Annotated in this window: 19 protein-coding genes, 1 pseudogene and 1 riboswitch; of the genes and pseudogenes, 16 read left to right on the forward strand and 4 right to left on the reverse strand. The window is 68.3% G+C overall.

Going from position 1 to position 25,383, the window contains the following annotated elements; genetic code table 11:
• Positions 1-50: 50 nt before the first annotated feature.
• Entirely contained in the window at positions 51-1,037 is a 987-nt protein-coding gene (locus tag ACZ45O_RS14850) for an ABC transporter permease (RefSeq protein WP_464854061.1), read from the forward strand.
• Positions 1,038-1,049: 12 nt separating this feature from the next.
• On the forward strand, positions 1,050-1,958 hold the full coding sequence (locus ACZ45O_RS14855; RefSeq protein WP_464854062.1) for an ABC transporter permease: 909 nt from the start codon (positions 1,050-1,052) through the stop codon (positions 1,956-1,958).
• A 100-nt stretch (positions 1,959-2,058) separates the two neighbouring features.
• On the opposite strand, the gene ACZ45O_RS14860 is transcribed toward ACZ45O_RS14855, so the two are convergent.
• On the reverse strand, positions 2,059-2,790 hold the full coding sequence (locus ACZ45O_RS14860; protein WP_464854064.1) for a geranylgeranylglyceryl/heptaprenylglyceryl phosphate synthase: 732 nt from the start codon (positions 2,788-2,790) through the stop codon (positions 2,059-2,061).
• A gap of 79 nt (positions 2,791-2,869) precedes the next feature.
• Here ACZ45O_RS14860 and uvrB point away from each other — a divergent pair, with 79 nt between their 5' ends.
• Entirely contained in the window at positions 2,870-4,843 is a 1,974-nt protein-coding gene (gene uvrB, locus ACZ45O_RS14865) for an excinuclease ABC subunit UvrB (RefSeq protein WP_464854066.1), read from the forward strand.
• Between the two features lie 17 nt (positions 4,844-4,860).
• On the opposite strand, the gene ACZ45O_RS14870 is transcribed toward uvrB, so the two are convergent.
• Positions 4,861-5,301, reverse strand: a complete 441-nt coding sequence (locus tag ACZ45O_RS14870; protein ID WP_464854067.1) for an NUDIX hydrolase — start codon at positions 5,299-5,301, stop codon at positions 4,861-4,863.
• Between the two features lie 159 nt (positions 5,302-5,460).
• A riboswitch (TPP riboswitch) is annotated at positions 5,461-5,566 on the forward strand.
• An 87-nt stretch (positions 5,567-5,653) separates the two neighbouring features.
• On the opposite strand from ACZ45O_RS14870, the gene thiD reads away from it, so the two are divergent.
• The 7 genes from thiD to ACZ45O_RS14905 all read left to right on the forward strand — a co-directional run bounded on the left by thiD (position 5,654) and on the right by ACZ45O_RS14905 (position 15,271).
• Positions 5,654-6,487, forward strand: a complete 834-nt coding sequence (gene thiD / locus ACZ45O_RS14875; protein ID WP_464854069.1) for a bifunctional hydroxymethylpyrimidine kinase/phosphomethylpyrimidine kinase — start codon at positions 5,654-5,656, stop codon at positions 6,485-6,487.
• Entirely contained in the window at positions 6,484-7,938 is a 1,455-nt protein-coding gene (gene thiM, locus ACZ45O_RS14880) for a hydroxyethylthiazole kinase (protein ID WP_464854071.1), read from the forward strand. The genes thiD and thiM overlap by 4 nt, the downstream gene beginning before the upstream one ends.
• The gene (gene thiW, locus ACZ45O_RS14885; protein ID WP_464854073.1) at positions 7,935-8,462 is read left to right on the forward strand and encodes an energy coupling factor transporter S component ThiW; all 528 of its coding nucleotides are present in this window, start codon (positions 7,935-7,937) and stop codon (positions 8,460-8,462) included. Before thiM ends, thiW begins: the two co-directional genes overlap by 4 nt.
• A 317-nt stretch (positions 8,463-8,779) precedes the next feature.
• Entirely contained in the window at positions 8,780-9,739 is a 960-nt protein-coding gene (hemH, locus tag ACZ45O_RS14890) for a ferrochelatase (protein WP_464854075.1), read from the forward strand.
• A gap of 211 nt (positions 9,740-9,950) precedes the next feature.
• On the forward strand, positions 9,951-10,523 hold the full coding sequence (locus ACZ45O_RS14895; RefSeq protein ID WP_464857792.1) for a DsbA family oxidoreductase: 573 nt from the start codon (positions 9,951-9,953) through the stop codon (positions 10,521-10,523).
• A gap of 124 nt (positions 10,524-10,647) precedes the next feature.
• A complete protein-coding gene (locus tag ACZ45O_RS14900; protein ID WP_464854077.1) occupies positions 10,648-12,249 on the forward strand; it encodes an alpha/beta hydrolase family protein in 1,602 nt (533 codons plus the stop codon).
• 241 nt (positions 12,250-12,490) lie between these two features.
• Positions 12,491-15,271, forward strand: a complete 2,781-nt coding sequence (locus ACZ45O_RS14905) for a phosphodiester glycosidase family protein (protein WP_464854079.1) — start codon at positions 12,491-12,493, stop codon at positions 15,269-15,271.
• A gap of 3 nt (positions 15,272-15,274) precedes the next feature.
• Here ACZ45O_RS14905 and ACZ45O_RS14910 read toward each other — a convergent pair whose 3' ends face one another.
• Positions 15,275-16,054, reverse strand: a complete 780-nt coding sequence (locus ACZ45O_RS14910; protein ID WP_464854081.1) for a DODA-type extradiol aromatic ring-opening family dioxygenase — start codon at positions 16,052-16,054, stop codon at positions 15,275-15,277.
• A 124-nt stretch (positions 16,055-16,178) separates the two neighbouring features.
• Here ACZ45O_RS14910 and ACZ45O_RS14915 point away from each other — a divergent pair, with 124 nt between their 5' ends.
• On the forward strand, positions 16,179-16,484 hold the full coding sequence (locus ACZ45O_RS14915) for a winged helix-turn-helix transcriptional regulator (RefSeq protein WP_464854082.1): 306 nt from the start codon (positions 16,179-16,181) through the stop codon (positions 16,482-16,484).
• An 81-nt stretch (positions 16,485-16,565) separates the two neighbouring features.
• Here the strand turns inward: ACZ45O_RS14915 and ACZ45O_RS14920 are convergent, their stop codons facing one another.
• Positions 16,566-17,102, reverse strand: a complete 537-nt coding sequence (locus ACZ45O_RS14920; RefSeq protein ID WP_464854084.1) for an HNH endonuclease — start codon at positions 17,100-17,102, stop codon at positions 16,566-16,568.
• Positions 17,103-17,323: 221 nt separating this feature from the next.
• Here ACZ45O_RS14920 and uvrA point away from each other — a divergent pair.
• From uvrA to uvrC, 5 genes and pseudogenes are all read left to right on the forward strand, one after another.
• Positions 17,324-20,189 (forward strand): annotated as a pseudogene (gene uvrA, locus ACZ45O_RS14925) (excinuclease ABC subunit UvrA).
• Positions 20,190-20,263: 74 nt separating this feature from the next.
• Complete coding sequence (locus tag ACZ45O_RS14930; RefSeq protein ID WP_464854086.1) at positions 20,264-22,258, forward strand: ABC transporter substrate-binding protein; 1,995 nt, start codon at positions 20,264-20,266, stop codon at positions 22,256-22,258.
• Between the two features lie 140 nt (positions 22,259-22,398).
• Positions 22,399-23,028 carry an RNA polymerase sigma factor gene (locus ACZ45O_RS14935; RefSeq protein WP_464857794.1) on the forward strand — a complete coding sequence of 210 codons (630 nt, stop codon included), beginning with the start codon at positions 22,399-22,401 and terminating at the stop codon, positions 23,026-23,028.
• Positions 23,029-23,032: 4 nt separating this feature from the next.
• Positions 23,033-23,407, forward strand: coding sequence for a hypothetical protein (locus tag ACZ45O_RS14940; protein ID WP_464854088.1), 375 nt, complete (start codon positions 23,033-23,035; stop codon positions 23,405-23,407).
• A gap of 83 nt (positions 23,408-23,490) precedes the next feature.
• Complete coding sequence (gene uvrC, locus ACZ45O_RS14945) at positions 23,491-25,380, forward strand: excinuclease ABC subunit UvrC (protein WP_464854090.1); 1,890 nt, start codon at positions 23,491-23,493, stop codon at positions 25,378-25,380.
• The last annotated feature ends 3 nt before the right edge of the window (positions 25,381-25,383 follow it).

The following is a 25,383-nucleotide window of genomic DNA, read 5'->3' on the forward strand; positions in this document are numbered from 1 at the left end:
CCCTACGGCGCCCCCCATATTCCCTCCCTGAGTTGAAGGTGGTGACCGGTATGGCTCGGTACCTGACCAAGCGAATTCTCAACATGATTCCCCTTCTGTTCATTGTAACACTTCTCTCCTTCGGGATCATGCAGCTCGCGCCGGGCGGTCCCGAGTACGTCATCTTGTCGGCCGAGGCGGATGCCATGTCAGACCCGCAGCAGGTGGAAGCCCTGCGCGAGAAGTGGGGGCTGAACGACCCCGTTTACATCCAGTACTTCCGCTGGGTGGGCAACATGCTGCAGGGCGACTTTGGCAAGTCGTATTACTATCGCCTTCCGGTAAAGGAAGTGCTGGCCTCTGCGCTGCCGAATACCATTCGGTTGAACTTCTTTGCGCTGGTGCTCATTTATGCGATTTCCATTCCGCTGGGCGTGATCTCCGCCGTCAGGCAGTACTCCAAGACCGACATGATCGTCACGGCGACTGCATTCGCCGGGCAGGCGGCCCCCAGCTTCTGGGTTGCATCACTGCTCATCTGGGGCGTGGCCATGAACTCCGGCGGCCTGATCCCCACCAATGGAATCTCAACTCCGGGCATCACCTTTGAGACTTACGGCTGGCTGAGCGTGCTGGCCGACCGCGCGAAGTACATGTTCCTGCCCCTGATCGTCATCGTGTTTGGCGGACTGACCGGCCTCACCCGCTACATGCGCTCCAGCATGCTCGAGGTGCTGCGGGAGGACTACGTGCGCACTGCTCGTGCCAAGGGGCTGGCGGAGAAGGTCGTCATCTACAAGCACGCCCTGCGCAACGCGGTGCTGCCCATCCTGGCCGTTTCGGGCGGCCTCCTGAGCAGCCTGGTGGGCGGATCGGTCATCATCGAGAACGTGTTCTCATGGCCGGGCATCGGCCGGGTGGCCTGGCAGGCGGTGAACAACCGAGACTACAACGTCTCCATGGCGGTCATGTTGCTCAGCGCCGTGCTGACGATGATCGGGTATCTGCTCGTGGACATCGCCTACGTGTGGGTCGACCCGCGCATCAAGTACGACTAGGGGGGAACTGCCATGGCTGCGCCGCACCTGAACACCGAAGCTGAAGAGCAGTTGCAGGGTCTGGCCCGTGAAGAGAGCCAGTTCCGGCAGTTCGTCCGCCGCTTTGCCCGCAACAAGCTGGCCGTCGTGGGACTCGTCATCCTGATCATTTTCTACGCCGTGGCCATCTTTGCCCCGTTCATCGCGAGCGAGCCGCTGGACGCCCGCGTGAACCTGGCGGAGCGTTTCCAGCCCCCCGGGTCGCCGGGCCACCCGCTGGGCACGGACAACCTGGGGCGCGACCTGCTCTCGCGCATGATCTGGGGCAGCCGCATCTCGCTCTCGGTCGGCTTCGTGGCGATGGGCGTCGCCGTGCTGCTGGGCACCCTTGTGGGTTCGATCGCCGGCTATTACGGCGGTACCTGGATTGACATCATCCTGATGCGCATCGCCGAGGCGATCGACGTCATTCCGGTCTTCTTCCTGCTGGTGACGGTGGTCTCGGTTCTCGAACCGAGCGTCTACAACATCATGATCGTCATCGGCCTCACGTCGTGGCCGGGCCTGGCGTACATCGTGCGCGGTCAGTTCCTCAGTCTGCGCCAGCGCGACTTCACGGAGGCCTCCCGCGCCATGGGCGCCACCGACGCGCGGCTGATCTTCCGCCACATCCTGCCCAACGCCGTCGCGCCGATCATCGTCTCGGCCACGCTGCGCATCGGCGGGGCCATCCTGTCTGAGGCCGGCCTCTCCTTCCTGGGGCTCGGCGCCCCCCCTCCGGCCGTTTCGTGGGGTCAGATCCTCTCGGTGTCGCGGACCTTCCTGAAGCAGGCCCCGTGGCTCATGTTCTGGCCCGGTCTGGCCATCTTCATCACCGTGCTGGCGTTCAACTTCGTCGGCGACGGCATCCGCGATGCGCTCGACCCGAAGCTGAAGCGGTAACGGCTCTCCCAAAGGCAACTACCGCCGGATTCCTGCCGCCTGTCGGCCGGGAATCGGGCGGTTCTTGTTTGCCATGGGTGGTGGGGCGCTTCCGGCCGGCTCAGGCATGGCGGGCAGCGGCTACGGTCTCCCGCAACCGCTCGGGCGCCACGTAGACCAGGTTGCCCACGACGACGGTGTGGGCGTGGCGGGCGGCCAGACCGGCCTGAGCCGCCGACCGGATGCCGCCGCCGTAGACGACGTGCGCCTCACCGGCGTTCTCCCGCACGGCCTGCAGGAGGGCCATGTCGCCGAACGCCCCGCTGTACTCGACGTAGATCACCGGCAGGCGCAGCACCCGGCCGGCAAAGGCGGCCCAGGCGGCCGCGTCCTGCGGCGTGAGATCGGTGGTCGCCCGGGTCAGTCGGGCTGCGGTGCAATCGGGGTTGAGGACCAGGTAGGCCTCGGGCACCAGCAGGTCCCACGGGATGTACTCACCGACCACGGGGAGGAGCCGGGCCATGGCTGCGGCCTGGGCCCCGCCCAGCCAGCGGCTCTCCGGCGCGTTCAGCACCAGGGGGATGAAGAAGAGGGCCGGGCCGGGCACGGCCGACTCCAGGGTGGAGACTTCCAGGGCGACCGGAACCGGCGCGTCGGCCAGGCGGCCCAGCAGGTCGAGCACCGCCTGCTGGGTCATGCCGGTGGAACCGCCCAGCACGATGGCGTCTGTGCCGCTCTCGTAGACCGCATCCAGAGCTGCGGGAGAGAGGGGCCGGTCGGGGTCGAGCTTGGTGACGTGCCGCCAGGCGCGCCAGTCGGGGGCGGGCGGCCAGGTCACCGGCGATGGGGCCATGCGTATCGCTCCTCCATGTTGGCAAACGTATGTTTGTGCAGTATACTGGAGACAATCCATGCCGAGGGGGTGAGGCCGGGTGAAGCCCTTCAAGGTTCATGCACCGTTTGAGCCCACGGGCGACCAGCCGCAGGCCATCGAGCGGCTGTCCGAGGGTGTCCTGCGCGGCGAGCGCGAGCAGATCCTGCTCGGGGCCACCGGCACCGGCAAGACGTTCACCATCGCGAAGGTCATCGAACGGGTGCAGAAGCCCACCCTGGTCCTGGCGCACAACAAGATTCTGGCCGCGCAGCTTTGCTCCGAGTTCCAGGAGTTCTTTCCGGAGAACGCGGTCGAGTACTTCGTATCTTACTACGACTATTACCAGCCGGAAGCCTACATTCCCACGACGGATACTTATATCGAAAAGGACGCGCTGATCAACGACGAGATCGACAAGCTGCGCCACTCGGCGACCATGGCCCTGTTCGAGCGGCGCGACGTGATCATCGTCGCCTCGGTCTCCTGCATCTACGGCCTGGGCTCGCCGGAAGACTACAAGGATCTGGCCGTCTCTCTGCGGGTGGGCAACCAGGTGGACCGCGACTACATCCTGCGGCGCCTGGTGGACATTCAGTACGAGCGGAACGACCACAACTTTGTGCGCAACAAGTTCCGGGTCCGCGGCGATGTGGTGGAGATCTTCCCCGCGGGCGCGACCGACCGGGCCATCCGCTGCGAGTGGTGGGGCGACGAGATCGAGCGCATCAGCGAGTTCGACCCGCTGACGGGCGAGGTCACGGGCATCATGAACCACGTGGCCATCTACCCGGCCAGCCATTATGTGGTGGCCGACGAGAAGCGGGAGCAGGCGCTGCTGTCCATCGAGGAGGAGTTGGAGGAGCGGCTGAAGGAGCTGCGCGCCCAGGGGAAGCTGCTGGAGGCCCAGAGGCTGGAACAGCGGACCCGCAACGACCTGGAGATGCTGCGGGAGATCGGTTTCTGCAGCGGCATTGAGAACTACAGCCGGCACCTCACCGGGCGCAAGCCCGGGGAGCCCCCCTTCACGCTGCTGGACTTCTTCCCGGACGACTGGCTGCTGGTGGTGGACGAGAGCCACGTCTCCATCCCCCAGGTGGGGGCGATGTACAACGGCGACCGGTCGCGCAAGGAGACCCTGATCGAGTACGGCTTCCGCCTGCCGTCGGCGGCGGACAACCGGCCGCTGAAGTTCGAGGAGTTCGAGGAGCGCATCAACCAGGTGATTTACGTGTCGGCCACGCCCGGGCCCTACGAGCTGGAGCGGGTGCCGCCGTCGCTGGTCGTGGAGCAGATCGTCCGGCCCACGGGGCTCCTGGATCCCGAGGTGGAGGTGCGCCCGATCAAGGGGCAGATCGACGACCTGTACGCCGAGATCCGGGAGCGGGTGAAGAAGAACCAGCGGGTGCTGGTGACCACCCTGACCAAGCGGATGGCCGAGGACCTGACAGAGTACCTGAAGGAGCTCGGCGTGAAGGTGCGCTACATGCACTCGGACGTGGAGACGATCGAGCGCATGCAGATCGTGCGCGACCTGCGGCTGGGTGTCTTCGACGTGCTGGTCGGCATCAACCTGCTGCGGGAGGGGCTGGACATCCCCGAGGTCTCCCTGGTGGCGATTCTGGACGCCGACAAGGAGGGCTTCCTGCGCGCGGAGCGGTCGCTCATCCAGACCATCGGCCGGGCGGCCCGGAACGCGGAGGGCAAGGTCATCATGTACGCGGACCGGGTGACGCAGTCCATGCAGAAGGCGATCAGCGAGACCAACCGCCGCCGGGCGATTCAGGAGGCGTACAACCGGAAGCACGGCATCGTGCCGAAGACGATCGTGAAGCCGGTGCGCGACGTGATCCAGGCGGTGAAGCCGGCGGAGGACGCCGCGCCGATCAACCTGCTGGATACGCCGCCGCACGAGATTCCGAAGGTCGTGAAGCAGCTGCGGAAGGAGATGATGCAGGCGGCGAAGGACCTGGACTTCGAGCGGGCGGCGGAGATCCGGGATATCATCTTCGAGTTGGAGAAGAAGCGGCGGTAGCGGTGATGAGCCCTGGTTCATGGCCGCAGGATGCAGGCGCGGACCGCCGTCCACGTATGCCGGTTGGATTCCCAGTACAGTTCCGCCTCCACCGCGGGGGCCGGTACCCAGCGCCAGCCGTCGTGCTCCGTCAGGGTAATCCCATCGGCGGTCCCTGGAACCTCCACCCAGTACAGGTCCTTGCGGATGACCTGGTGCGGGAGGTCAAACTCCCACTGGCCTGGAACCGGACGGAGATCCTCAGTCGGCACCCTCAGGCCCGTCTCCTCATAGATCTCTCGGACGCAAGCCTCGCGGGCGGTCTCCCCTTCGCGTATTCCGCCCGTGATGGGCTGCCAGAAACCAGCCGGAAGGTCGGCGCTCGGCGGCTTGTGAAGCAGAAGCACGTCGTCCTCTGCGTTCGCCCTGCGACGGACCACCCAGCATTCGATGCTGTATTGAACCGGTTTACCCGCCACCTGATGGACACCTCCCTGCGACGTCGCTAATTTTTCATATTTCAATCCGCGATTATACAATATACAGTGTCACGCGCAAGATCAGAGGGATCTGTGATCTGTCGGGTTGACATCCTCTTTGCCGCGATGGTACGCTGTCCGCGAAGTTACATATTGGGCTCGGTCCACTAGGGGAGCCTTTTGGCTGAGATCAGGTCATTTGGGACCTGGACCCTTAGCACCTGAACTGGGTAATGCCAGCGGAGGGAAGTGGACGGCCGGCCGTTCTGAGCCTGTGCGGCCGCCTCCACTTCTTCGTGGAGGCGGCCTTTCGAGTTTCGTGAAGACTGCGCACAGAAAGGTGTGATCCATCGTGACCCAACCCCGCGCCCTGACCATCGCCGGCTCCGACTCGGGCGGCGGCGCCGGCATTCAGGCTGACCTGAAGACCTTCACCGTCCTCCAGACGTATGGCACCTCGGTGATCACCTGTGTCACCGCGCAGAACACCCTGGGGGTGACCGGGGTCTATCCGCTCACCCCCGAGCAGGTCGCGGCCCAGCTGGACGCCGTGCTCTCCGACATCGGCACCGACGCGGCCAAGACCGGCATGCTGTACGACGCCGCCATCATCGCCGTGGTGGCCGACCGGGTGAAGCGGTACGGCGTCAGCAATCTGGTCGTCGACCCGGTGATGATCGCCAAGAGCGGACATGCCCTGCTGCTGCCCGAGGCGCAGGCCGCCGTGCGGGAGCTGCTGCTGCCCCTGGCGCGGGTGGTGACGCCCAACCTGCCCGAGGCCGAGGCCCTGACCGGCATGGCCATCCGCACCCGCGCCGACATGGAGGCCGCCGGGCGCCGCCTCCTGCAGATGGGGGCGCGGGCGGCCGTGGTGAAGGGCGGCCACCTGGGCGGCGAGCCGGCCGCCGACCTGCTCATCGCCGCCGACGGCAGCGAGCAGTGGCTGGAAGAGGAGCGGGTGGAGAGCCGGCACACCCACGGGACGGGCTGCACCTTCAGCGCCGCCATCGCCGCCGGGCTGGCCCGGGGCCTGGATCTGCCGGAGGCCGTCCGCCTGGCCAAGGCGTTCATCACCCTTGCGATTCGGAAGGCGCCGGGGATCGGTGCTGGCCACGGGCCCACCAACCACCTGGCCTGGCTGGAGGAAGGGCGCGGGCTGCCGGGAGAAGGGGAGGAGAGGCGATGAAGGCGCTGCCGGAGATGGTCCGGAATCGGCGCCCCCTGGTCCACGCGATGACCAACTACGTGACCATGGACTGGGTGGCCCGGGGGCTCCTGTCCGCCGGCGCCCGGCCGGTGATGGCCCGGGACGGGGCGGAGGCCCATCTGGTCGCCGCGGCGGCCGACGCCCTCGTGCTCAACCTGGGCACCTGGAGCCCCGGGCTGCAGCAGGCGATGCTGGAGGCCGGGCAGGTGGCCTCCCGGCGCGGGATTCCCGTGGTCCTGGATCCGGTGGGCGCAGGGGGGATCGAAACCCGGACCCGCGCGGCTCTGGAGCTGCTGGAGCGGGTGAAGGTGACGGCCATCCGGGGCAACGCCGGGGAGATCATGGCGCTGGCGGGCGAGCAGGGGCTGGTGCGCGGGGTCGACGGTGCGCAGGAGGCGCTCGGCCTGCGGCTGGAGCGGGCGGCCCGGGCGGTGGCCCGGCGCTCCGGCTGCGTTGTGGCCGTCACGGGGGCGGTGGATCTGGTGACCGACGGGCGGCGCACCCTCACGGTTTGTGCGGGTCACCCGCTCATGGCGCAGATCCCCGGGGCCGGCTGCCTGGCGACCGCCCTGGTCGCGGCATCCCTGGCCGCATCCCCGGCCGCACAGGGCGACGCCGCTGCTACCGCACAGGGCGATGTCGCCCCGGCCGTGGACGTGGTGGCGGAGGCGCTCCTCTGGGCCGGGTGGGCCGGCGAGCAGGCAGCGTCGGACGCGCCGGGGCCCGGCAGTTTCGCCCTCGCCTATCTTGACCGTCTGGGCCGGGCCGGTTCCCTGCCGGCAGGGCGGATCGCACCGCCCCTCTCCGAACTGCTCAGCCTGTACGTGCTGGTCAGCGGCGCCACGCCCCCGGAGGTGGTGGAGGCGGTCCTGGAGGCGGGCTGCCGGATGATCCAGTTCCGGGAGAAGCATCTCCCGCTGCCCGCCCAGGTGGAGGCGGCGGGCCGGGTGCGGGAGGCGTGCCGGCGGCACGCTGCGCTCCTGCTAATCAACGACCGGGTCGACTTGGCGCTGGCGGTCGGGGCCGATGGGGTGCACCTGGGTCAGGACGACCTTCCGGTCGCGGCCGCCCGGCGGATTCTGGGGCCGGCCGCGATCATCGGGGCGACCTGCGAAACCGCGGAGGAGGCCCGGATCGCCCAGGCGGCCGGTGCGGACTACATCGGCGCCGGCCCTGTTTACGCGACCCCGTCCAAGGCGGATGCCGGGGAGCCCTACGGCCCTGCGGTGGTCAGGCGGGTGAGCGGGGCGACCCATCTGCCGGTGGTCGGCATCGGCGGCATCGGCATCGGCGGTGCGGCGCCAGTGATTGAGGCAGGCGGCGTCGGGGTGGCGGTGATCTCCTCCGTGGTAGGGGCGCCGGACCCCATGGCGGCCGCCAGGGCCATTCTCGACGAGGTGGAAGGCGCAAAGCGGGGGGTGTTGGCATGAACCGAGTCGAACTGCTGACCCGGATGGCGATCCTGGTGGCGCTGGGCGTCATCTCGTCCTACTTCTCGGCGATTCCGCTGTTCGGGGCGAAGCTGTTTCCCGCGCAGCACGCGATGAACGTCGTTGCGGGGGCCATGCTGGGCCCGGTCTATGGCGGGATCGTCGGACTCGCCATCGCCCTGATCCGCATCATGCTGGGCAGCGGCACGCTGCTCGCGATTCCGGGCACGCTCTTCGGCGTGGTGCTGGCGGGCCTTCTCTACCAGCGCACCGGTTCCCGGCTGGCGGCCATGGTGGGCGAGGTGATCGGCACCGGCGTGATCGGGGCCGTGGCGGCCTATCCGGTGGCGGCGCTGCTGCTGGGCAACGCCAAGGCGGCTGCGGGCGGGATCGGCTTCTTCATCCCCGGCTTCGCGGCCAGCAGCGCAGCAGGCGCCCTGATCGGGGGGCAGGCGCTGGCCTTGCTGCAGCGGTTCCGCCTGATGACGGCGGGCCGCCAGGTTGACGGCGGGCCGTCCGGTTAACGGATGCCGGGGCTGCCACAGTGGGGCCCGCCCCGCAGGGGGCCTTGTCCTGCCTGGTGGGATGCTCTGCCGGTGTTCAACCTACGGCGGCGGATGTATGCGCGCCGTCTGGTGCCCGACTCCCACCTGAACTCTAGGGACAAATAATAGACGCATAATTTAGGAACGTTGACCCATAGGACTGCACGCTCGGGCCGCCTATACTCAGAGTGGAATCACAGGCCCCACCGTTGGCGCGCATTCGCAACCTCCAGCAGGGGCGCACGCTGTACGTCACTAAATATCAACAGGTATGTTTTTTATGGAGGCGCTGCACAATGGAGAAAACGGCGGTCTTGCTCGTCAATCTGGGAACGCCCGCCGCCCCAGAGCCCGCGGCCGTGCGGTCCTACCTGGCCGAGTTCCTGGGCGACTGGTGGGTCATCGACAAGCCCCGGTGGCAGTGGCTGCCCATCCTGCACGGAATCGTGCTGCGCACCCGGCCGCCGAAAGTGGCCAGGCTCTACCGGGAGATCTGGTTGGACGAGGGCTCTCCGCTGATGCACTACTCGCGCCTGCAGCAGGCCGCGCTCCAGGAACGGCTGGACGCTGAGGGCATTCGGGTCGCCCTGGGCATGACCTACGGCGAGCCCTCCGTGAAGTCGGCCCTGGACGAACTGCGCAAGTGGGGCGTTCGCCGCCTGCTGGTCCTGCCGCTCTTCCCGCAGTACTCCTCGACCACGACGGCGCCGATCTGGAGCAAGGTGCAGCAGGCGCTGGCCGACTGGCGCGACATGCCCGAGCAGATCTTCATCCGTGACTTCCCGACCCATCCCAAGTACGTGGGGTTGCTCGCGGAACGGATCAGCGTCTACATCGCGGAGAACGGCGCCCCCGACGCTCTGGTCCTCTCCTACCACGGCATCCCGGTGTCGTATGCTGAGGCCGGCGACGATTACCCGGCCCAGTGCGAGCGCACCACCGACGCCGTGAGGGCGCGCTTCCCCGATCTGAAGGTCGTGCTGGGCTATCAGTCCAAGTTCGGGAACGACCCCTGGCTGGAGCCGGCCACCGACGACGTGCTCGAAGAGCTGGCCCGCACGGGTCACAAGCACGTGGCGATCATGGCTCCCGGTTTCGTCGCGGATTGTATTGAAACGCTGCACGAACTGGAAATCGAGTACGCCGAGGAGTTCGCCGCGGCCGGCGGCGAGCGGTTCGGCTACCTCCCCGCGGCCAACGATCACCCGCTGTTCATCGACTGCCTGGAAGATCTGGTGCGGCAGTACCTGCCGTAGCGCGCCCTGCCGAGTCCGCCGCATGACGGCCACCCTGAGCCGGCACACTATGGCAGGCGCGCCTCCGCCGGCCATTACGGGGCGCGCAGCGCGTACGTCGAAAGGGTACGGCGACCGGCCCGGACGAGGCGCTGTCCGGGCCGCAGGGGAGGAGATGCGCATGGCGATTCGGCTGACCATCTTTTCCGATTTCGTGTGACCCTTCTGCTACATCGGCGAGGGACTCGTCGAGAAGCTGAAGCAGGAGCCCGACCTGCAGCCAGAGGTTACCTGGATGCCCTTCCAGCTGAACCCGGCGATCCCGCCGGAGGGCATGTCGACGGCGGAGTACTTCGGGGGCCGCATGCCGCCGGGCCGCCTGGACATGATGCGCGCCGAACTGAGAGCGCGTGCGGAGACCCTGGGGCTGCCGATGGACCTGCCGGACTTCATCTGTAACACCGGCCGGGCGCACCAGCTGGCGGAATACGCGCGCGCCGAGGGGCGGCTGGACCAGGTGATTCTGCCCCTGTTTCAGGCCTACTTCGTGGAGGGGCTGAACCTGCACGACGAGGCGGTGCTGGCCGAGGCCGCCGAGGCGGCCGGGCTCGACCGCGAGAAGGCCCTCAGTGCGGTGCGGACGGGGTCGTATGCGCAGCGGCTGGATGAGCACCTGGCCCTAGCCGGCCGGTACGGCGTGGGCAGCGTGCCGACCTTCATCGTCAATGACCGGTATAAGATCGTCGGGGCTCAGCCTTACGAGCCCCTGCGCGACGCCCTCCGCCAGATCGCACAGGAGGGATAGACGGAACACTGCGGGCAGCCTTCGGGCTGCCCGCTTTTTTCGACGCAGGGTTTGTCCCTTACCGGCACGAATTCTCTCCCTGTATGCCGATACTGGAAGGGGGAGTTTTGTGCACCTGAAGCGCTTGAATAGTTGGCTGCGACGCTGCCTGGCCGCCGGCCTGCTGGCGGTGATGACCATCGCTCCCGAGGTCGCGTGGGCGGCAGGAGCCGACCTGGTGCCCCTGCGGTTCCTGGCCGAGGAAGTGGGGGCGACTGTGGAGTGGGACGGCGAGACCCGCATCGTCACCCTCGTGACGGAAGATGGCGTGACCGCCACGCTGCGGATCGGCGACACCGAGGCGCTGGTGGATGGAGAGGCCGTTCCCCTCGGCGCCGAGGCTGTGATCATCAACGACCGCACCATGGTGCCCCAGGCGTTCATGGATCTGGTGCTGGGCCTGCCGGTCGCCTGGGATTCTGATGCAAAGAAGGCGGTTGTTGACCCCTACATGCTGAAGGCGTTCCGTCTGGTAAACGCCCTGATGCACAACGACCTGGACGCCGTAAATGCGCAGCTCAGCCCGGCCCTCCGGGAGGCGATCCCGCAGGAGGCCTGGGTGCAGCTGGCCGTCTCCCTGGCGCCGCTGGGTGAACCCGGCCGCCCGCAGGTGTTGGGCGCCGGCGCCACCGCGGTGCACTACAACGTCGATATGCTCGTGGCCTTCACCAACGCACCGCAGAAGGTGATCATCCGCTTCGACGGCGAGGGCCTGGTGGATGACTTCCACATGAACACCTACATGCCGCTCGCGGTGGCAGGCCCCCCTGCGTACGCGGACCCGGCGGCCTTCACGGAGGAGGAGGTCGTGGTGGGCGAGGCCCCCTGGGCCCTGCCCGGTACGCTGACCCTGCCGGCCGGTGAGGGTCCCTTCCCCGCGGTGGTGCTGGTCCACGGCTCGGGCCCCAGCGACCGGGATGAGACGGCGTATGCGGTGAAGCCCTTCCGCGACCTGGCTCACGGCCTGGCCGCCGAGGGCATCGCCACGCTGCGGTTCGATAAGCGCACGTTCGTCCACTCCCAGAAGTTCGGCGTCAACCCTGCATTTACGGTGCAGGAGGAATCGGTGGAGGACGCGCTCGCCGCCGTGCGCCTGCTGGCGGCCGACCAGCGCATTGCCGCCGACCAGATCTACGTGCTGGGCCACTCCCTGGGCGGCGTCGTCCTGCCGCGCATCTTCGATCAGGATGAGGACGGTCTGATTCGGGGCGGCATCGCCATGGCGGCAGCCAACAGCATGCTCGATACCATCTGGGCGCAGAACCAAATCATGGTCGAGACCGGGCAGCTGCCGCCCGAGCAGCTGGTGTTCATCGAGGCGCAGCTGGAGATCCTGCGCGATCCCGACTTCGACCCGGACAATCCGCCCGTGGGCTATCTGTTGGGCACGCCGCACTACTGGCACGACCTGGTGCCCAAGGCGTCGGAGCTGTTGAAGGAGCAGGAGCAGCCGGTGCTCTTCCTGCACGGGGCCCGGGATTTCCAGGTGCCGGTGTCCGAGTACGAGAGCTTCCAGGCCGACCTCTCCGGGAGGACGAACGTCACATTCCAGCTCTTCCCGAAGCTGAACCATGTGTTTACCGAGGGTGAGGGTGAGATCAGCACCCTGGCGGAGTACATGGTTCCGGCCAACGTGCCTGAGTATGTGATCGACGCCATCGCAGACTGGATCAAGTCGATGCCGTAGCCGCGCCGGTCTGGGGTGGCTCCGGATCATATGGACCTGTGGGACCAGGGCCGTCACCGCCCTGGTCCCCTGTTTTTGGCGGGTCTGGCATTTGCGCCCGTGTGGCGCCCGCATGCAGCCCGGTACGGCCACTGGCAACCATTCCCCCCAGTTCCTGCAAGCTTCTGCGGAAACCGGTTCACTCCTGGCACCGTCAAAGGTTACAGGTTACAGAATACCCGTCCAGGAGGAAACCACCTACATGAAGAGGATGGCCTGGCTCATGATCCCGGTGCTGGCGGCGGCCCTGGCGGCGCCCGCCGCCGCGGCGCCTTACGATACTTTCCCCCCGAGCTATGTGAGCGCTCGCCACGAGATCACCCCCGTCGCCCAGGGGCTGACCCTGACCCACTTCGAGCGGCTCTACCCCCACGGTTGGGTGAACGGCTGGCTGCTCACCGCCGACCTGTCCCACCCGACCCTGATCTCCGACGTGCTCACCGCGCCCGGCGTGACCGAGCGGGAGCCGCTGCTGGAGATGGCCGCCCGGGCCGGGGCGGTGGCCGCCATCAACGGCGACTTCTTCGCGATGGGCGGCAGCGGCATCGCCCTGGGCACCGTCGTGCGGGGCGGGGAGTACCTGCAGTCGCCGCTGCCCGACTGGCCCAACGGCGCACTGGTGGGGAAGGACCGCATCGGCCGGCTGGCGACGGTGGCGCTGGAAGGCACCGTCACGACGCCCTACGGCGAGCACCCCCTCACCGTGGTCAACACGCCGGTGGTGCCCGAGGGCGGCCTGGGCATCTTCACCCCGCTCTGGACCATTGACCGGCCCTGGGCCATGGGGGATGCGGAAGAGGGGCGGGAGGTGCTGGTGCGCGCGGGGCGGGTCGTGGCGATCAACGCGCGCGTGAACGGCGACCCCGTGCCGGAAGATGGCTTCATCCTCGTGGGCACGGGCGATGCGGCCAGGTTTCTCGACGCCCTGAAGCCCGGAGATCCGGTGGACGTGTCGTACCGACCCAGCCCGGCGGTGGCGTGGGCCGTGGGCGGGCAGAACCACCTGGTCCGGGAGGGCGCCGTGGTGCCTGACCTAGACAATTCCGCTCGCCGCCCCCGCTCGGCCATTGGCTTCTCCGCCGACGGCTCCCGCATGTACCTGCTTACCGTCGAGGGCGACTCGTCCCGGAGCGCCGGGGCGACCCTGGCTGAACTGGCTGAGCTCATGAAAGCGTGCGGCGCGGCCGACGCGCTGGAGCTGGACGGCGGCGGCTCGGCCACCATGGTGGCCCGCCGCCCCGGCGAGCCCCTGAGTGTGCTCAACCTCCCCGCTGCGGCTCAGCGGCGCATTCCCAACGGCATCGGCCTGTTCGCCATGCCCGGGTCGGGGCGGGCGCACCACCTGCAGATTGACGGCGATCCGCGGGTATTCCCCGGGCTCTCCCGCACGTTTGCGGTGCGGGCCTTCGATGAACAGTACGAGGCTGTAGACGTGAAGCAGCCCCGGTGGGGGCTGCAGGGGCCGGGCGCGATGGCGCCGGAAGGCCGGTATACGGCGGTGCAAGGGGCCGGTTCACAGCCCGTGGCACCGGGCGCGAAGGCAACCGTTACGGTTTCGGCGGAGGGGTTGACCGCAGACCTGCAGCTCCGCGTGCTGGGGCCGCTGGCCCGGATCGAGCCGCAGGTCCCGGGCGGCCTGGCCCTGCTCGATGAGGGCGGGCGAACCTTCACCGTCGTCGGCTACGATGCCGACGGCTACAAGTCGGTGATCGACGCCGCCGATCTCGACCTGGAGTACGACGAGAACCTCGTCCGGCTTGAGCGGGAGGGCAGCGCCGTGCGGGCCGTCCCGGTCGCAGCGGGCTCCGGGCTGATCACCGTATCGGTGCAGGGGCACAAGGCCGTCATTCCCTTCGTCTCCGGCATGCGCACGACCCCTGTGGAGGCCCTGGCCCAGCAGACCTTGTGGACGTTCGAACGCCACCCTGCGCAGGTAATCGGATCGGTGGCCCCGGCAGCGGGTCCCGACGGCGGCGCTGCCGTGGCTCTGCACTACACCTTCGGCCCTGCTGAGGGGAACCGGGCCGCCTACCTGCAGGCGGTGACGCCGATCCCCCTGCCCGGCCGGCCCGACCGTATCGGGCTGTGGGTGAAGGGCGACGGGCAGGGGGCCTGGCTGCGGGCCGTACTGCAGGACGCGGCCGGCGCCAGCCACACGGTGGACCTGGCCCCGGCGGTGGACTGGACCGACTGGCGATACGTGGAGGCGGCGGTGCCCACCGGCGCCGCCTACCCCCTGAGCCTGTACCGGATCTACCCGGTGGAAACCGACGCCGCGCGGTCCTACTCCGGCACGCTCGCCTTCGCCCACCTGACGGTGAAGTCGGCCCTGCCGATGCCTGAGGTCCCGGAGCCCGAGCCCGAAGGGCCTGACGCCATCCTGAACCCGGCCGCGCCCGCCGGTGAGGAGAGCTGGTCCTTTGCAGTGCTGGCCGAGCTGCCTCTGGCAGCGCCGGAGATCGCCGTGCAGGAGGCCCTGGAGGGCAGTCCGACGTTCTTCCTGGTCAGTGCCGGGCTGCGGGAGCCGGTGCGGGCGATTCTGGCGGACCTGGGCGCGGCGGACATTCCGGTATATGAAATGACGCCGCCGGCGCGCTACTTCGACGCCGGCGGGGTGCGGTTCATCCTGTTGGGCACGGGTCAGGGCGGGCTGCGGTCCACCGCCTTCCACCAATGGGAGGGGCTGGATGCCCTGCTCTACCTGACCGAGCAGGCCACGGCGATCCGCCAGGTGGTTGTGGTGGGCGGGGAGAGCCCGCTCCACTTCGCCGACACCCGGGAGGGGCAGCTCCTGCAGGAGCGGCTGACGGCCTTCGAGGAGCGGTCCGGGAAGGCGACCGCCTACCTGAGCGCCGACGGCGTCATCCCGGCTGTGACCCGGGTGGAGGGCATCCCGTACATCAGCGCCGGCACGCCCCGGGCCCCCCGGCTGTTCACCGTCGATCCGACGCCGGGGAACCCGTGGATCAGGCTGGCGCCATAGGAATCAGCCCCCGAACTGCCAGAGGGCGTGGCTGAGGTTGCCGTAGCGGTAGCTGCGGTGCAGCTCCCGCACGGTGCGCTGGTCGTCGGCCGCCCCGAGTGCGTAGAAGAGCGGAATGAAGTGTTCGTTGCCCCCCGGCGGCACCGCGAGACGGGCGCCGGGGGCTTGCTGTTCGTAGTCGAAGAGCGCCGGCAGGTCCCACCCGGCGATGCGCTCCAGGAGCCAGTCGTCGAAGGCGACGGCCCAGGCGTCCGCCTCCGGCGGATCGTCCCAGCGAATCGTGCGGAAGTTGTGGATGGTGCCGCCGCTGGCGAGGATCATGACCCCTTCGCGGCGCAGCGGGGCCAGGGCCTGGCCGATGCGGTACTGCTCCGCCGGCGGCGCCCAGGGGTTCACCGACATCTGCACGACCGGCACGGTGGCCTCGGGGTAGATCAGCTTCAGGGGCACCCACGCCCCGTGGTCGAGGCCCCGATGCCGGTCCACGTCGAAGGGAACGCCCGCTTCCTTCAGGAGATCGGCGATGCGCGCGGCCGTGGCGGCGTCGCCCTGCGCCGGGTACTGCATGCGGTACAGCTCCGGCGGGAAGCCGCCGAAGTCGTGGATGGTGCCATAGTAGGCCACGTCGCTGATCATCTGCGGGTCGGTCTCCCAGTGTGCGGTGAACACCACGATGGCGCGCGGGCTGTATTGCTCGCCCAGCGCCCGGAGGGCGCGGGTGTACTCGTTCTCTTCCAGGGCCAGCATCGGCGAGCCGTGTGCAGCGAAGATCGCAGGCTGCATGGACAGCCCTCCTTTTTTCGATTTCGGTTAGCCTGCTTACGATTTGTAACTAAGTATATGAAGGGTAGTTGCTGTTGTCAAGGGAACTCCTTCTGTTATAATACGAACGAGGAGGTGATGAGCCATGGCTGATTTCCAGCTCTGCCCGAAGTTCGAGCGCGCCATTCACCTGCTGGGGAAGCGCTGGACGGGCCTGATTCTGTGGACGCTGCTGAGCGGCCCGAAGCGGTTTTCCGAGATTGAGTCGGCGATTCCCGTGAGCGGGCGGCTGCTCTCCGAACGGCTGAAGGAGCTGGAATCGGAGGGGCTCGTCACCCGGGAGGTCTTTCCCGAGGTGCCCGTTCGGGTGGTTTACTCCCTCACGCCGAAGGGGCAGGCGATGGAGCCCATCCTGGCCGCCGTCCAGCAGTGGGCCGAGGACTGGGGCTGAGCGTCCACAGCACAGAAATGCAGGCCGGGCTGGCAGCCCGGCCTGTGTGCAATATTAGAGGAGAAGATCCGTGGAGCCACTTCAGTAGAGCGACTTCCGGCTGACGGGCTCCGCCTGGAGCAGCCGCACCAGGCGGGCGTACCGGAAACGCGCAGCCGGGCCCGACTGGTCGGCGGGCACCGGCTCCGGGTCGGCCAGCGCGGCGGCGCTGGCGGACAGGTGGCGGCCCGACAGGATCAGCTCGGGAACGGGCGCCGGGCGGCCCATCTGGCGGGCGAACTCCGCAGCGTCCATGTCGCCCCGCCGGCCGTTGCACTCCTCGCAGGCGCAGATGCAGTTGGCCATGGTCGTGCGCCCGCCCTTGGACCAGGGGATGACGTGGTCCATCGTGAAGCCCGGCCGCCCGCACCAGTAGCAGGTGTAGCGGTCGCGGGCCAGCACCTTCAGCCGGATGTACCGGTAGGCGAAGGGGTCGAAGCGCAGCCGGATGCGGCTGCGGCCGATCCACTTGGCCCGGCCCAGCCTGACCTCCCGGTCGGCCACCTTGCGCCTGCAGGGGGTGAGGGTGCGCCCCCGGCTGTCAATCACTTCGATCAGATTCGCGTCTGCCGTATCCATACCTCCATGGGGCACCACACGTCTCGCCCCCTTCCATTAGTCTGGCCGCGTCCGGGGACGCAAATCCTCCCGCCCGGACGCTAACCCTTATATTATAGCACAGAACCGAACATACGCGGTGTTGCAAACAGGCGTTCGGCGGGGTATGATTTACCTGGCGCCACACGCGCGCCTGCTGTGGTAAGATCTAATGTTGAGACTGCTGTGGGGGGCGTTTGGTTGTGTCAAAGGACCGGCTCGTGATCAGGGGTGCACGTCAGCACAACCTGAAGAACATCGACCTGGAGATTCCCCGGGACAAGCTGATTGTGTTCACCGGCGTCTCAGGGTCCGGAAAGTCGTCCCTCGCGTTCGATACCATCTACGCGGAGGGCCAGCGGCGCTACGTGGAGTCGCTGTCTGCCTACGCGCGCCAGTTCCTGGGCCAGATGGACAAGCCCGACGTGGATTCCATCGAGGGGCTCTCGCCGGCCATTTCCATCGACCAGAAGACGACCTCCCGCAACCCGCGGTCCACCGTGGGCACGGTGACCGAGATCTACGACTACCTGCGGCTGCTCTACGCCCGCATCGGCCGGCCGCACTGCCCCAAGTGCGGCCAGCCCATCGCCCAGCAGACGGTGGACCAGATGGTCGACACGCTGATGCAGATGGATGAGGGAACCCGCATCCAGGTGCTGGCGCCGCTGGTGCGGGGCCGCAAGGGCGAGCACCAGAAGGTGTTCGAGCAGATCCGGCGCGGGGGCCACGTGCGCATGCGGGTCGACGGCCAGGTGATGGACGTCGCCGACGAGGCGCCGAAGCTCGAGAAGAACCGCAAGCACACCATCGAGGTGGTGGTGGACCGGTTGGTGATCCGGCCGGACATCCCGCGCCGGCTGGCCGACTCGCTGGAGACGGCCGCGGGACTGACCGGCGGCATCGTCACGATCGACGTGGTCGGCGGCGAGGAACTGCTGTTCAGCCAGAATTTCGCCTGCCCCGACTGCGGCGTCTCCATCGACGAGCCGCAGCCCCGCAGCTTCTCCTTCAACTCGCCCTTCGGCGCCTGCCCGGTCTGCACGGGTCTGGGCTTCCAGACGGAGTTCGACCCGGAGCTGCATCCTCGACCCGTCGCTGTCCCTCGATGAAGGCGCGCTCATCCCCTGGGCGACATCCAGCCAGCAGTGGTTCCTCCACCAGCTGGACGCGCTCTGCCGGCAGCTGGGCATCCGGAAGGATGTGCCCCTGAACCAGCAGGATCCCCGGTTCCAGGAGGTACTGCTCTACGGCTGGCCCGAGGAGAAGGTCCGCTTCGAGTACGAGAACATGTACGGGCAGCGCAAGTGGTATGAGGTGACGTTCGAGGGCGCGATCCGGCAGCTGGAGCGGATGCACCGGGAGACCTCCAGCGAGGCGATCCGGGAGCACCTGGGCCAGTACATGACCAGCCGGCCCTGCCCGGCCTGCGGCGGCGCGCGGCTGAAGCCGGAGTCGCTGGCCGTGAAGGTGGGCGGGCTCTCCATCTCCGAGATGACGGCCATGGACGTGGCCGCGATGCGCGACTTCCTGGGCCGCCTGGCCCTGACAGAGAAGGAGCGGGCCATCGGCGCGCAGATCCTGAAGGAGATCGACGCGCGGTTGGGCTTCCTGATCAACGTCGGTCTGGACTACCTGACCCTCGACCGGCCGGCGGGGACCCTGTCGGGCGGCGAGGCGCAGCGGATCCGGCTGGCCACGCAGATCGGCTCGCACCTGGTCGGCGTGCTCTACATCCTGGACGAACCCTCCATCGGCCTTCACCAGCGGGACAACGCGCGGCTGATTGAGACGCTGAAACACCTGCGGGATCTGGGCAATACCCTGATCGTCGTCGAGCACGACGAGGACACGATCCTGGCGGCCGACTGGGTCGTCGACATCGGGCCGGCCGCGGGCGAGGGCGGCGGCCGCATCGTCGCCTCGGGCCCGGTGGAGCGCATTCTGAACACCCCCGAGTCGCTCACCGGCGCCTACCTCTCCGGCCGGCGGCAGATCCCGATTCCGGCGGAGCGGCGAAAGCCCAACGACAAGTGGCTGGTCGTGCACGGGGCCGCGGAGAACAACCTGAAGGACATCACCGTGCGGATCCCCCTGGGCACCCTCACCGTGGTGACCGGCGTGTCGGGTTCCGGCAAGTCGACCCTGGTCAACGAGATCCTCTACAAGCGGCTGGCGGCCGACCTGAACCGCGCCCGCACCAGGCCCGGCAGGCACCGGGCGGTGGAAGGGCTGGAGCACCTGGACAAGGTGATTGAGATCGACCAGTCGCCCATCGGCCGCACGCCCCGGTCGAACCCGGCCACCTACACCGGGGTCTTCGACCTGATTCGCGAGCTGATGGCGCAGACCCCGGAGGCGAAGATGCGGGGCTACAAGCCGGGCCGCTTCTCCTTCAACGTACGGGGCGGCCGCTGCGAGGCCTGCAAGGGCGACGGCATCATCAAGATCGAGATGCACTTCCTGCCCGATGTCTACGTGCCCTGCGAGGTCTGCAAGGGCGCGCGGTACAACCGGGAGACGCTGGAGGTGCGCTACAAGGGGAAGACCATCGCCGACATCCTGAACATGACGGTCGACGAGGCGGTGGAGTTCTTCCGGCCGCTGCCCCGCATCTACCGGAAGATGCAGACCCTGCAGGACGTGGGGCTCGGCTACATCAGGCTGGGCCAGCCGGCCACCACCCTTTCCGGCGGCGAGGCCCAGCGGGTGAAGCTGGCCACCGAGCTTTCCCGGCGCGCGACCGGCCGCACGATCTACATCCTGGACGAGCCCACCACCGGTCTGCACACCGCCGACGTGCACCGGCTGCTGGAAGTGCTGCAGCGGCTGGTGGATGCCGGCAACACGGTGCTGATCATCGAGCACAACCTGGACGTGGTGAAGCAGGCGGACTGGATCATCGACCTGGGTCCGGAGGGGGGCGAACGCGGCGGCCGCGTGGTGGCCGAGGGCACCCCGGAGGCCGTGTGCGAGAACCCCGACAGTTACACCGGCATCTTCCTGAAGCGGCACATGGCGCGGCAGCGGGCCGGCGCGCCGCTGGAGGCCGCAGCGGGAACCGACTGAGCGGCAGGTGGGGCCGGCCTTCGGCTCGAACTGATTGAGGGGCCGCGCCCAGCGGCAGACAGGAGAGAGGACTGGTGAAGAACTCCAGCAGGTGCCCGTACTGCGGAGCGGCCGTCTCGTCGTCCGCCAACTACTGCGACAGCTGCGGCACGCCGCTGAAGGCGGCGGCGGCCGGCGCGCCCGCGCGGCGGCGCGGCCGGACCGCCGGCCGGGTGGCGGTGTGGGTCTTTGCGGCGGTGCTGATCGCATTCTTCGGTACCGGGGTGCTGGGCGGCTTCCGCGTGCACGCGGGCCGGTGGCCCTGGAACCCGCAGGAGGCGGCGCCGGCCGAGCCGGCCGACCCGAACCGCACGCCCGGCGGGCCCGAGCCGGAGCAGCCGCAGGGCGAGCAGCCGTCGGCCCCGCTGGAGCGCTACCTGCGCTCCACCGTGACGATTCACGTGCGCGGCGAGCAGGGCAGCCGCGTGGGCACCGGATTCATCATCGACACCGGGGGCCACATCGTGACCAACGCGCACGTGGTCGAGGGGCACCGGGAGTGCGTGACCGTCATCGACGACAACGGCACCACGCACCAGGGCAGCGTGGCGGGGTCCGACCGCAACCGCGACGTCGCCCTGATCACGGTGCCGACCATGGCCAGGTGGCCCGATGTCCTTTCGCTTTCCGACCGGAGTGTGAAGGCCGGCGAGCCGGTCTACGCCTGGGGGCGCACGAAGGGCAGCCCGAGCAAGTCCGTGCTGCCGGCGGAGGTCGTCGAGACGGGCCACGCCCGTCGCATCGAGGGGCGCTACTACGCCGATCTGGTGGTCTTCCGGGGGGCCGAGGTGACGCACGGCTCCAGCGGCGGCCCGCTGCTGGATCCCGCGACCGGCGAGGTGGTCGGGATCGTCACCGCCGGGTCCGATAACGGCCTGGGTTACGCGATTCCCATCGCCGGCGAGGTCGCCCGGCTCATCGCCCAGTGGGCGCAGCAGCCGCTGCCTTCCGGGTGCGGCGAGGTGCCCGCGGGCGACGCGACGCCGGTGGTCCTGGCGGCGGTGGCCCCGCTGTCAGGCGCCCACGGCGCCTGGGGCATCGACCTGGCCAGCGGCGTCGAACTGGCGCTGCGGGACATGGAGGCCGACCTGCTGAAGGCCGGCTACCAGGTGTCGCTGGCCCGGTACGACGACCAGGGGCAGCCTGAGGTGGCCGCCGAACATGCCCGGAGCCTGGCGTACGATCCGGGCGTGATCGGGGTGGTGGGCAGCTTCACCAGCGAGGCCACCCGGGCGCTGGCGGAGGCGCTGAGCGAGAGCGGGCTCGTGCTGGTCGCGCCCACGGCCCGTGCGGAGGACCTGCTGCAGGCCGGCTGGCCGCACGTCAACCGGCTGGTGGCGCACCAGGCCCGGCTCGATTCGGCCGCGGCGGCCTTTGCCAGGGCCAGGCTGAATGTCGGCGCCATCCTGCTGCTGCTTGACGGCAGCGAGGAGGCCGAGCGGCGGGCGGCCTCGTTCACCACCGCGGCGGAGATCATGGGCCTTCCGGTCGCGGGCCGCGTCGTCGTGTCCGGTCAGGTGAACGGTTCCGCCCTGGCGGCAGCCGTGAGGGCGTACGCGCCCGACGCGCTCTTCTACGCCGGCAACAGCCAGACCGGCTACCAGGCGGTAACGGCCCTGCGCCAGGCGGGCGTTGACCTGCCCGTCATCGGCGGCGTCGAACTCTACAACCCCGCGTTCGAGAGGACGGAAGGCTCCGGCTGGCGGGACATCTACTTCGCCCACTTCACCCAGGGGAACGACGCCCGGTTCATGCGCCACTTCGAGGCCATTCTGGGCAAGCCGACGCGCGGCTACGGCATGTTCGGGTACGATGCGGCACGGGTCATTCTGGAAGCGCTGGTGAGCTACGGCGAGGCGCATCCGGGCCAGGTGCCGGACCGGGCCGAGCTGGCCGAGCGGGTGCGGGCGACCCGGGGGCTGAAGGGCTGGTCGACGCGGATCAGCTTCGATCCGGCCACGGGGGAGAACCAGGCGGCGCGTGTCTACTTCTTCGAGTGGGTGGACGGGCGTTACGAACTGCAGCACTAGCAGGAAAAAGGCTCTGGCGCGGAGAACTAGGAACAACCTCTTTCCGCGCCGGGGCCTTTCGGACATAGGAAGTATCGTGGTATAGTAAGTTATATGTGTACGTGACGGGGAGGTGAGCGGCCATCGCTGAGTTGGAGCCCGTGCTTGACGCGGAACTGGATTTGATTGAGCGTTGCCAGACGGGAGATCGAGAGGCGTTCGAGGAGCTGTTCACCTTCTACCGCGACGATGTGTTTCGCTTCGCCTACCTAGTGGTGCGGGACTCGACCCTGGCGCAGGACGTGGTGCAGGAGACCTTCCTGAAGGTCTTCCGCTCCATCGCCAAGTTTCAGTTTCGGTCGAGCTTCAAGTCCTGGCTCTACCGAGTCGCCGTGAACGAGGCGATCACCCTTCTGCGCCGGCGCAAGATCAAGGAAGAGCTGGACCCTGCGCCGGGCGCGAGCCAGGAGCATCAGCGCGACCGGGTCGAGCGCGCCTGGCAGCCGGAAGAGGCCGTGCTCGACAGTGAGGAGCGCCACCTTCTGCATGTCGCGATCGGCCGCTTGGACCCCGTCCACCGGTCTGTGATCGTTCTGAAGTACTTTCACGAGTTCTCCGATACCGAGATCGCGGCCGTGATCGGCTGCCCGCCCGGTACGGTGAAGTCGCGGCTGCACCGGGCGCGGGAACTGCTGCGCCACCAGATGGCGCGCCAGATGGGCAGGCCGGACCTGATCGCCCTGTCCTACCACCGCCTGTCGAAGACGTCGCTTGTGCCCTGCGAGGAGTGAGACCATGCGCGTCAACGAACGGACGATTCGGGATGTCTTGCGTTCGGAGGCGGCGCGTGTGGTGCCGCCGCCGGATTTGTGGGAGCGCATCGAGCGGGAACTGGATCGTGACCGGCTGGGGCGGACAGCGCGTGCGGCCCGCCGTCGCGCCTTCGGCCTCCGCCAGGTGGTGGTCGCTGCCCTCGCGGTGGGCGCCCTCTGGTTCGTGATCGCGCCGGCCCGGCCCGCTGTGCGCCAGGTGGCCCTCTCGCCGGGGCGCTGGGCGGACATCGACCGCACCTGGGTCGCCGTGGTGGTCCCGGTGGCACGGTCAGAGGCCGGCCGGCCGGCTGTGACCGACCTGCGCTGGTCGTCGCAGGAGATCACGCTCCTGCGCTGAGTTGGATCCGGTCGCCCCGCTCCGGCGGGGCCTTTTCTGTGGCGGCGGATGCTAAACTATAGGGACAGGGGAGGTGAGTGCGCTTGGGCCTGGAGGAGCAGATCAAGCTGCTGCCGGACCGGCCGGGCTGCTACCTGTTCAAGGATGCCTCCGGCCGCATCATCTATGTGGGAAAGGCACGGAACCTGAAGAACCGTGTGCGCCAGTATTTCCAGTCGTCCCGCAACCTGACGGCCAAGGTGCTCGTGATGGTCAGCCAGATTGTGGAGATCGAGCACATCGTGACGGATACGGAAACTGAGGCGCTGGTTCTGGAGTCTAACCTGATTAAGAAGCACAAGCCCAAGTTCAACATCCGCCTGCGGGATGACAAGCACTACCCCTATCTGCGCCTGACCCTGACCGAAGAGTGGCCGCGGCTGGTGGTGGCCCGCTCGATGAAGAAGGACGGCTCCCGCTACTTCGGCCCCTACACCAGCAGCCAGGCCATGTGGGAGACGATGAAGCTGGCCCGCCGGCTGTTTCCGCTGCGCACCTGCAGTGACCCCGCCCGGTATCCGCGGGGGTGCCTGCAGTACCACATCGGCCGCTGCCTGGCCCCGTGCCTGCCTGACTTCGACCGCCACGAGGCGTATGCCGAGGCGGTGCGCGACCTGCAGGCCTTCCTGGAGGGCCGCACGCAGGACGTGGTGGCCCGCCTTCACGCCCGCATGGAGCAGGCGGCGGAGCGGCTGGAGTTCGAGCGGGCCGCCGAGTTGCGCGACCAGATCAGGGCCATCGAGAAGGTGACCGAGAAGCAGAAGATCATCGCGCACACCATGGTGGACCTGGACGCCATCGCCTATGCACGGCTGTACGACGAGGCCGGCGTGCAGGTCTTCTTCGTCCGGCAGGGGAAGCTGGTGGGGCGCGATCAGTTCATCATGTCGGGAGCCGATGAGATGACGGGAGGCGAGATCCTCGCCGCCTTCATCCAGCAGCATTACAGCCAGACGGACTTCGTGCCGAAGGAGATTCTGGTCAGCGAGGAGATTCCGGAGGCCGACGTGATCACGGAGTGGCTCTCGGCCAAACGGGGCTCGCGGGTGGTGCTGCGCCGCCCGAAGCGGGGTGAAAAGCGCGGGCTGGTGGAGATGGTGGAGCAGAACGCGCAGGAGGCCATGGCCGAGCGCAAACAGCAGCGTGAGCTGGAGCTGGCCGCGACCGAGGGCGCGCTGCACGAGCTGCAGGAGGCCCTGGACCTGCCGCGGCTGCCCCACCGCATCGAGTGCTTCGACGTGTCGCACGTGCAGGGCTCCCAGGTTGTGGCCGCCATGGTGGTCTTCGAGGGCGGCAAGCCCAAGAAGGCGGACTACCGGCGGTTCAAGATGAAGGTCGACCAGAACAACGACTTCGCCAACATGGCCGAGGCCGTCACGCGCCGCTTCCGCCGGGGGCTCGCCGAGCGGGCCGCGCAGGTCGAGGGGCGCGTGAGGGACCTGGAGGAGAGTCGGGTGGCTGAGGGCGGGTCGGCGTACGGCGGCAAGTTCGCCGACTTTCCCGATCTGCTGATCATTGACGGCGGCAAGGGCCAGCTCTCCTACGTCCGGGCTGTGATGCGCGATCTGGGCGTCGACCACATTCCCACCTTCGGTCTGGCCGAGGCGGAGGAGCGGCTCTGCGCGGAGGACCGCCCGGGCTGGATCGAACTGCCCCGGGGTTCGCAGGCGCTCTTCCTGCTGCAGCGTCTCCGGGACGAGGCGCACCGCTTCGCCATCACCTATCACCGCAAGCTTCACCGACGGGCGAGCACGCAGAGCCGGCTCGACGAGGTGCCGGGCATCGGGCCCAAGCGAAAGAAGGCCCTTCTCCAGCATTTCGGCTCGCTGAAGGCCATCCGGGAGGCCACGGTGGAGGAGGTGGCGCAGGTTCCGGGCCTGAACCGGGAGCTGGCGGAGCGGGTGAAGGAGGCCCTGGGCGGCCCGATGCGCTGAGCG

The organism is Symbiobacterium turbinis (assembly GCF_055383075.1).

Bases quoted from the DNA above. Each gene is read 5' to 3' on its own strand.
- ACZ45O_RS14850 (WP_464854061.1), top strand. From the start codon at position 51: ATGGCTCGGTACCTGACCAAGCGAATTCTCAACATGATTCCCCTTCTG.
- ACZ45O_RS14855 (WP_464854062.1), top strand. From the start codon at position 1,050: ATGGCTGCGCCGCACCTGAACACCGAAGCTGAAGAGCAGTTGCAGGGT.
- ACZ45O_RS14860 (WP_464854064.1), bottom strand. From the start codon at position 2,790: ATGGCCCCATCGCCGGTGACCTGGCCGCCCGCCCCCGACTGGCGCGCC.
- thiM (WP_464854071.1), top strand. From the start codon at position 6,484: ATGAAGGCGCTGCCGGAGATGGTCCGGAATCGGCGCCCCCTGGTCCAC.
- thiW (WP_464854073.1), top strand. From the start codon at position 7,935: ATGAACCGAGTCGAACTGCTGACCCGGATGGCGATCCTGGTGGCGCTG.
- hemH (WP_464854075.1), top strand. From the start codon at position 8,780: ATGGAGAAAACGGCGGTCTTGCTCGTCAATCTGGGAACGCCCGCCGCC.
- ACZ45O_RS14905 (WP_464854079.1), top strand. From the start codon at position 12,491: ATGAAGAGGATGGCCTGGCTCATGATCCCGGTGCTGGCGGCGGCCCTG.
- ACZ45O_RS14910 (WP_464854081.1), bottom strand. From the start codon at position 16,054: ATGCAGCCTGCGATCTTCGCTGCACACGGCTCGCCGATGCTGGCCCTG.
- ACZ45O_RS14915 (WP_464854082.1), top strand. From the start codon at position 16,179: ATGGCTGATTTCCAGCTCTGCCCGAAGTTCGAGCGCGCCATTCACCTG.
- ACZ45O_RS14920 (WP_464854084.1), bottom strand. From the start codon at position 17,102: ATGGATACGGCAGACGCGAATCTGATCGAAGTGATTGACAGCCGGGGG.
- ACZ45O_RS14940 (WP_464854088.1), top strand. From the start codon at position 23,033: ATGCGCGTCAACGAACGGACGATTCGGGATGTCTTGCGTTCGGAGGCG.